At 36.0% G+C, this 6979-nt stretch carries 5 protein-coding genes and 1 tRNA gene; 1 reads left to right on the forward strand and 5 read right to left on the reverse strand.

What is annotated here, in order from left to right:
• The 5 genes from glyA to hydE form a co-directional block, all read right to left on the reverse strand.
• Positions 1 to 1100: serine hydroxymethyltransferase (gene glyA, locus QZ357_RS09550; protein WP_290776545.1), on the reverse strand; the 1100-nt coding region annotated here is incomplete at its 3' end.
• A 172-nt stretch (positions 1101 to 1272) separates the two neighbouring features.
• On the reverse strand, positions 1273 to 2463 hold the full coding sequence (locus QZ357_RS09555) for a M24 family metallopeptidase (RefSeq protein WP_290776547.1): 1191 nt from the start codon (positions 2461 to 2463) through the stop codon (positions 1273 to 1275).
• A gap of 216 nt (positions 2464 to 2679) precedes the next feature.
• Positions 2680 to 3870 (reverse strand): [FeFe] hydrogenase H-cluster maturation GTPase HydF, encoded by a 1191-nt coding sequence (hydF, locus tag QZ357_RS09560; RefSeq protein WP_290776549.1) that lies wholly within the window; start codon positions 3868 to 3870, stop codon positions 2680 to 2682.
• A 9-nt stretch (positions 3871 to 3879) separates the two neighbouring features.
• Positions 3880 to 5307 (reverse strand): [FeFe] hydrogenase H-cluster radical SAM maturase HydG, encoded by a 1428-nt coding sequence (hydG, locus tag QZ357_RS09565; protein ID WP_290776550.1) that lies wholly within the window; start codon positions 5305 to 5307, stop codon positions 3880 to 3882.
• Between the two features lie 109 nt (positions 5308 to 5416).
• Positions 5417 to 6457 carry a [FeFe] hydrogenase H-cluster radical SAM maturase HydE gene (hydE, locus tag QZ357_RS09570; protein ID WP_290776553.1) on the reverse strand — a complete coding sequence of 347 codons (1041 nt, stop codon included), beginning with the start codon at positions 6455 to 6457 and terminating at the stop codon, positions 5417 to 5419.
• Between the two features lie 374 nt (positions 6458 to 6831).
• Here hydE and QZ357_RS09575 point away from each other — a divergent pair.
• Positions 6832 to 6906: transfer RNA gene (locus QZ357_RS09575), tRNA-Glu, on the forward strand.
• Positions 6907 to 6979: the final 73 nt, after the last annotated feature.

Below are 6979 nucleotides of genomic sequence, written 5' to 3' on the forward strand. Positions count from 1 at the left end.
GTTCCTATTCTGACTCCGCTTGTAACAAAAGGACTCTCTGGGTCGTTAGGCACTGTATTCTTATTTACCGTTATATACACTTCATCAAGCCTGTTTTGAAGATCTTTTCCCGTAACGCCCGTTTTTCTTAAATCTGCAAGCATCAAATGATTATCCGTGCCCCCCGAAACAAGATCTATACCTCTTGACATCAGCTCATCCGCAAGAACAGACGCATTTTTTACAACCTGTTTTGCATACTCTTTAAATTCAGGCTTCAATGCCTCTCCAAAGCACACTGCCTTAGAAGCTATAATATGCATAAGAGGCCCGCCTTGAGTACCCGGAAAAATTGCCTTGTTAAATTTCTTTATAAGCTCTTCGTCATTCGTCAAAATAACCCCACCTCTAGGGCCTCTGAGTGTTTTATGCGTAGTTGTTGTAACAACATGAGCATATTCCACGGGGTTCATGTGACATCCTCCCGCAACAAGACCTGCAATATGAGCCATATCCACAAACAAATAAGCCCCCACTTCATCCGCTATTTCTCTGAATATATCAAACCTTATTTCTCTTGGATAAGCCGAAGCTCCGGCAATGATCATTTTAGGCTTTTCTTTTTTTGCCAAATCCCTTACTTCATCATAATCTATCATATGGGTTTTGTCACAAACTCCGTAAGACACCATATTATACAAAAGCCCTGACTGATTAACAGGCGAACCGTGAGTCAAATGTCCTCCGTTGTCAAGACTCATTCCCATAACCGTATCTCCTACATCACAAAGAGCCTGGTATACAGCCATATTTGCCTGCGCTCCGGAATGAGGCTGAACATTTGCGTACTTTGCCCCAAACAGTTTACATACTCTTTCAATCGCTATTCTTTCCGTTTCATCCACACATTCACATCCGCCGTAATATCTCTTGCCCGGATAACCTTCTGCATACTTGTTAGTAAGAACCGTACCCATAGCCGACATAACAGCAGGAGAAACTACATTTTCAGAAGCTATAAGCTCTATGTTTCTGCACTGTCTCTCATATTCCTTTAAGATACTATTGCCGACTTCTTCATCATATCCGATTAAATCCTTTATATTCTTTTCTACATCCATTAAACCATCCTCCTATAGTCTACTATACTCATTTTACTAAATTTAGAGGATTTTTCAAACTTTTTTTCTCAAAAAACGACATTATTTATATCATATATTGTATATAGTATTATATATTATATACAATATTTAGTACGCATAAAAAAACAGCATATTTAATGCCGTTTTTTACTTAACATATATCTATAATATCTCTTGCACCGCCGGTTATGCACTCGGTTTCTTCTTTTCCTATAATAAATGTTTCCTCAACGCCCACAACACCTCTGTTTTCGACACCGCATTTTGGCTCAACCGCCATCACGGTATTTTCCTCAATAGGCTCGTCAAAACCATTTGCAATAACGGGAAATCCATCCAGGAATAACCCTACTCCGTGTCCCAAGAAAGACACTTTTCTGTTTTTATACCCCATAAAATTCTTTTTTAAATTATCCGATACATTATTCATGACATCGTTGTATATCTCGCTTGGAAGATTTCCGGGGCGTAAAAGAGATTTTACCTTATTCAAAATCTCCATACACTCATGATGAAGCTCTCTCTCTTCAGTCGTTATACTTCCCATAAAATTGTAAATCTGAGTTTTATCCGTCTGATAACCTTTGAAAATAGGTGATGTATCAACAAAAACCAAATCTCCTTTTTTAAGCCTGTATTCTCCTCCGACAATAGGTATAACAGAACTCAACCCCTGCATTCCTCCGGGACCGTCATGACTCGTATTGCTCAAAGAGTTTATCCCAAAACCAAACTGTCCCAAAGCAACCTCGTTAAAAGGATCATGAAATCTTACTACCCCCTGAGAGCCCAGCTTTATTTTTTCATTATACAATACCCCCTGAAATTCAAATTCGCTGAGTCCTTCTTTTAATATTTCAGGGATAATATCATTAAACAATTTTCCGTGAATTGCTCCGCAATGCTTAAGACAATCTATCTCATACTCACTCTTTACACTCAAAATTTTATCCAAAATCCTGTCGACGTCAAAAATGGCTTCAATATCGAGATACTTTTTCAATCGATTCATCATAAGCATACTCACCTGCGACATCTCAATATAAACATCTCCGAGATTTCTCCCCAGGTGTTTTGTAATATCCCTATATGAACGTATTTTATAAATGTTTTCTATCGATGATTCCAAAAGAGCTCTTTCGTAATCTCTCCTTACAAATAAGTACATACTTCTGGTTTTGTTATTGAGAATCAGAATACCGTCCTGCATAGTCCCGGTAAAATAGTACTGATGTATCCTGTTTACTATAATTACATTATCCCACTTTCCGGTCTGATCCATCTTGGTTAATAATTTATCTATTCTTTTTTTACTTTCGCTCTTTGGCAGTAATTCATACATATGGCTAAAATCCTTTGCAATGTAATATTTATTATATTTATCAAATTTTTGTATTATTATAACCGCAATCCGATTTTATTTCAATCATACAATTCGTATAAAATATATTTTAACGAAATAAAACAGTGAGTATTAACCTCTGCACTTTCTTAAAACATACCGGTATATAAGAATACCAAAACAAAGACGTTCTGTTACGTTATACCAAGCTGATTTTTATATCTCTATTCCGAGAGGCTTAACTGCCCTGCTTAAAATACCGTTTAAATAAGCAAGCAAAATACCGTAATTTACGATTTTTTTCCCCTCATTTACCGCAAAATGAATTCTGTGTTTCATCTCTCTCTCATTTAACATGCACCCTCCGCAGTGGACAATCAAAGAATATTTACTTAAATCCGTCGGGAATTCTCCCCCACTCGAAAATTCAAAGTTAAGTTCTTTACCCGTGAATTTTTTTAACATCTTTGGTATTTTTTCACTTCCTATGTCTCCGCACTGCCTGTGATGAGTACATCCCTCGCTTATAAGAATCACATCTCCGTCTTTGAGTTCTTTTACTTTTCTGACCCCGTCAATTAAAATGTCGATTTCTCCTTTATACCTGGCAAACAAAACAGAAAAAGAAGTAAGAGGTGTATCTTTTGGAGTATCCTCATTTACCCTTTTAAAAACCTGAGAATCTGTAATTACAAGAGAAGGCTTTTCTTTCATCGACAAAATCGTATTTTTAAGCTCATCCTCTTTGCACATAACGGCAACGGCACCCTTATCCAAAATATCTCTTATTGTCTGTTGCTGAGGAAGAATAAGACGTCCTTTCGGTGCAGCCTTATCGATTGGTATAACCAAAATAACCTTGTCCGATTCATGTATAAGATCTGAAACAATTACTTTGCTGTCCTCTTTGAAAGCTTTTTTTGATATCAGTTCTTTTAGATTTTCTATATTTTTACCTGTAAGAGCACTGACATATATTACATTATCAGTATTATTATCTTCACTTATATTCAAAGACTCGGATTTATTCATTACTGTTATATAAGGAATACCTTTTTCTTTTATCCTATTCAAAATCAAATCGTCTTCTTCCTGTATTCCAATCAAACTGTCTACAACAAGTAAAGCAATATCGGTTTTATCCAATACCTGATAAGCCTTTTCTATCCTCTTCTTTCCCAGGATTCCTTCATCATCAAGACCGGGAGTGTCAGTTATCATAACGGGCCCCAAAGGAAGCAATTCCATCCCTTTGCTCACCGGATCGGTAGTGGTTCCTTTTATGTCGGATACTATGGATAAGTTTTGTCCCGTAATGGCATTTATAATACTCGATTTTCCGGCATTTCTTTTTCCGAATATTCCTATATGAATCCTTTCTCCTTTAGGTGTATCGTTAAGTCCCATAAATCTCACCTATACCCTGAAATCACGTTGTCCGTTTTTAATATTTTCAACATTCTTCCTTACGACTTCTCTCATTTTTTCGCTCGGAATCTTTTTCATTTCTCTTTCTATCAATTCATATCCGTCTTTCTTGGTCTTTTCACTGGCATAATCTTCCAAATACTCTGCAAGAGTCATTATTGCATTTGGCTGACAACAGTTTGCAATTTGTTTGCTCTTAACAAGCTGCATAAATCTGTCTCCTGTCCTGCCTTCTCTGTAACATGCAGTACAAAAACTAGGTATATAATCCATTCCGATTAACCAGTCCACGACTTCGTCCAACGGTCTGTTGTCGCTCAGTTCAAACTGCGCCGAATTTTCCTCTTCCGGTTCATCGTCCGCATATCCGCCCACACTTGTTTTACTGCCTCCGCTTATTTGAGATATTCCCAAATTAAGAACTTTTTCTCTGCATTCCTTACTTTCTCTGGTAGAAATAATCATCCCTGTATACGGAACGGCAATCCTTAAACACGCAACTATTTTCGCAAATGTATCATCATCAATCCCGTTATCGAAGTCGTCAGGGTCTATGTCATCCGCTCTTCTGAGTCTCGGAACCGAAATCGTATGAGGTCCTACCCCTTTGTACGCTTCCAAATGTTCTGCATGCATAAGAATACCCGTAAAATCATATCTGTACAGATTAAGTCCGAACAAAACACCTATCCCCACATCGTCTATACCTCCGTCCATGGCTCTGTCCATAGCTTCCGTATGATAAGCATAATTATGCTTTGGTCCGGTCGGATGAAGCTGTTCATAGGCTTCTTTGTTATATGTTTCTTGGAATAAAATATACGTTCCGATTCCCGCTTCCTTTAATTTTCTGTAGTTTTCAACCGTAGTAGCCGCTATATTTACATTTACTCTTCTTATCGAACCGTTCTTGTGCTTTATCGAATATATGGTCTTTATACTTTCAAGAATATATTCTATAGGATTGTTTACAGGGTCCTCCCCCGATTCTATTGCAAGCCTTTTATGCCCCAAATCTTGCAAAGCTATCACTTCTCTTTTTATTTCTTCCTGCGTAAGCTTCTTCCTGCATATATGCTTGTTTTTATAATGATAAGGACAATACGTACATCCGTTTACACAGTAGTTTGATAAGTATAAAGGAGCAAAAGTAACTATCCTGTTTCCATAAAATTCTTCTTTTATTTCCTTTGCAAGCTTAAATATTTCCTCATTTTTTTCTGCTATATCACAATCAAGCAAAACAGTAGCCTCTCTGTGAGAAAGACCTTTTTTCTTCCTTGCTTTTTCAAGAATTTCATCAATCAGCTTTTCGTTATGTTTATTTTCCTCTGCATATTTAAGAGTATCTAAAATCTCATCGTTGTTTATAAACTCTTCCGCTTTTGGTGACATAATATCATATTTTATATTCATAGTATTATCTCCTTTTCTCAATTGATTTTATACAGAATATATAATTTAATTTCCGTAATATTCGCAAATTATATTTTAACTCATTTAAAATGTATTTTTTATCAAAAAATTATTTTACCAAACTGTCTCCTCTGTCAGACACAATATCGTAACCTATCTTTTTCATACTGTTTTTCAAAATTTCAAGGCTTTCCGCAGCTTCTTGACCGGTATTTGCCTTGTTGTCATAAAGCATGTATTTTTCCCTCACGCTTACAGGAGATAGGTTTGGCATTATAACATTCGCTCCCGCCAAAATCCCCTTCTCTCTTCCTTCTTTATCTATAGTTGACAAAGCAGTAGTCGAAGGAAGCAGAACCGGCGGAATCATTAAACGTATTATTCCCAAAAGAATCAATGTAAGTTTAAGACTGCCTTTATCTTTATCCCTAAATGGAGTATCTTTATGAGGAATAAAAGGACCTATCCCAACCATATGAGGATTTAGTTTTTTAATAAAAATCAAATCATCTGCTACGTTAGCGCTATTTTGATAAGGCGATCCAACCATAATGCCCGTACCCACCTGATATCCTATCTTTTTCAAATCATAAAGACATCTCTTACGATTATCCAAAGATAAATCCTTAGGATGTAGCTTTGAGTAGTGTTCACCGTCTGCGCTTTCATGACGAAGCAGATATCTGTCAGCTCCCGCATCAAAATATTTTTTATAACTCTCATAACTTTTTTCACCGACAGATAAAGTCAGTGCACAATCGGGATATCTCTCCTTTAAAGAAGAAATTATTTCAACCATTCTTTCATCGGTAAAATAAGGGTCTTCCCCTCCTTGAAGAACAAAAGTCCTAAACCCCAGTTTATAACCTTCTTCTGCACAGTTAAGGATATCTTCTTTCGACAAGCGGTATCTTTCGGTCTTAGAATTTGAACACCTTATACCGCAGTAATAACAATCGTTTTTACAGTAGTTTGTAAACTCTATAAGACCTCTTATATAAATATCATTTCCGTAAAATTCTTTTCTTCTTTCTCTAGCCAAAGAAAAAAGATACTCGCTGTTTTTATCGTCTATATTATCCAGTAAATATATAAATTCATCTTTTGACAATGATTTTTGATTATAAAGTTTATCTATAACCTTCTTCAAAAATACCTCCAAATAAAAATCCCATGCCTAAAGCATGAGATAAAATACATAATAATATTATATAATTTATTCTTCACCCTTAGATTATCACTTTAGGCTTAGAGTTAAAATTGATTTGTCGCTCACCTTCAGAAACCTCTTTGGGTTTGCATGATGATTATATCATTAAAAAACAATCATTACAATATTGTATTTAAATTATATAAATAAAAAACATACTTCCCTCATCCCTTTCCTCTATTAACAAAAAATACAACAATAAATAACCCTTTTTAAAAGCATATTTCAAAAACTAAACAAAAAAAATCCTCAAAATAAAAAAAATGCTTGCATTTACATTTTTTTCATGTATAATATAAAAGGACTGTTGATAAGGCCCCTTGGTCAAGCGGTTAAGACGTCGCCCTCTCACGGCGAAAACAGGAGTTCGATTCTCCTAGGGGTCACCAAAAAGTCTTTTTATTTTACGGCTCGGTAGTTCAGCTGGTTAGAATGCTAGCCTGTCACGCTAGAGGTCGAGGG

It is taken from the genome of Anaerofustis sp., assembly GCF_019420015.1.
Classification (GTDB): Bacteria; Bacillota; Clostridia; order Eubacteriales; family Anaerofustaceae; genus Anaerofustis.

What these genes read in the sequence shown, in the direction of transcription:
- hydF (WP_290776549.1), bottom strand. Translation starts at nt 3,870, where the DNA reads ATGGGACTTAACGATACACCTAAAGGAGAAAGGATTCATATAGGAATA.
- hydG (WP_290776550.1), bottom strand. Translation starts at nt 5,307, where the DNA reads ATGAATATAAAATATGATATTATGTCACCAAAAGCGGAAGAGTTTATA.
- QZ357_RS09555 (WP_290776547.1), bottom strand. Translation starts at nt 2,463, where the DNA reads ATGTATGAATTACTGCCAAAGAGCGAAAGTAAAAAAAGAATAGATAAA.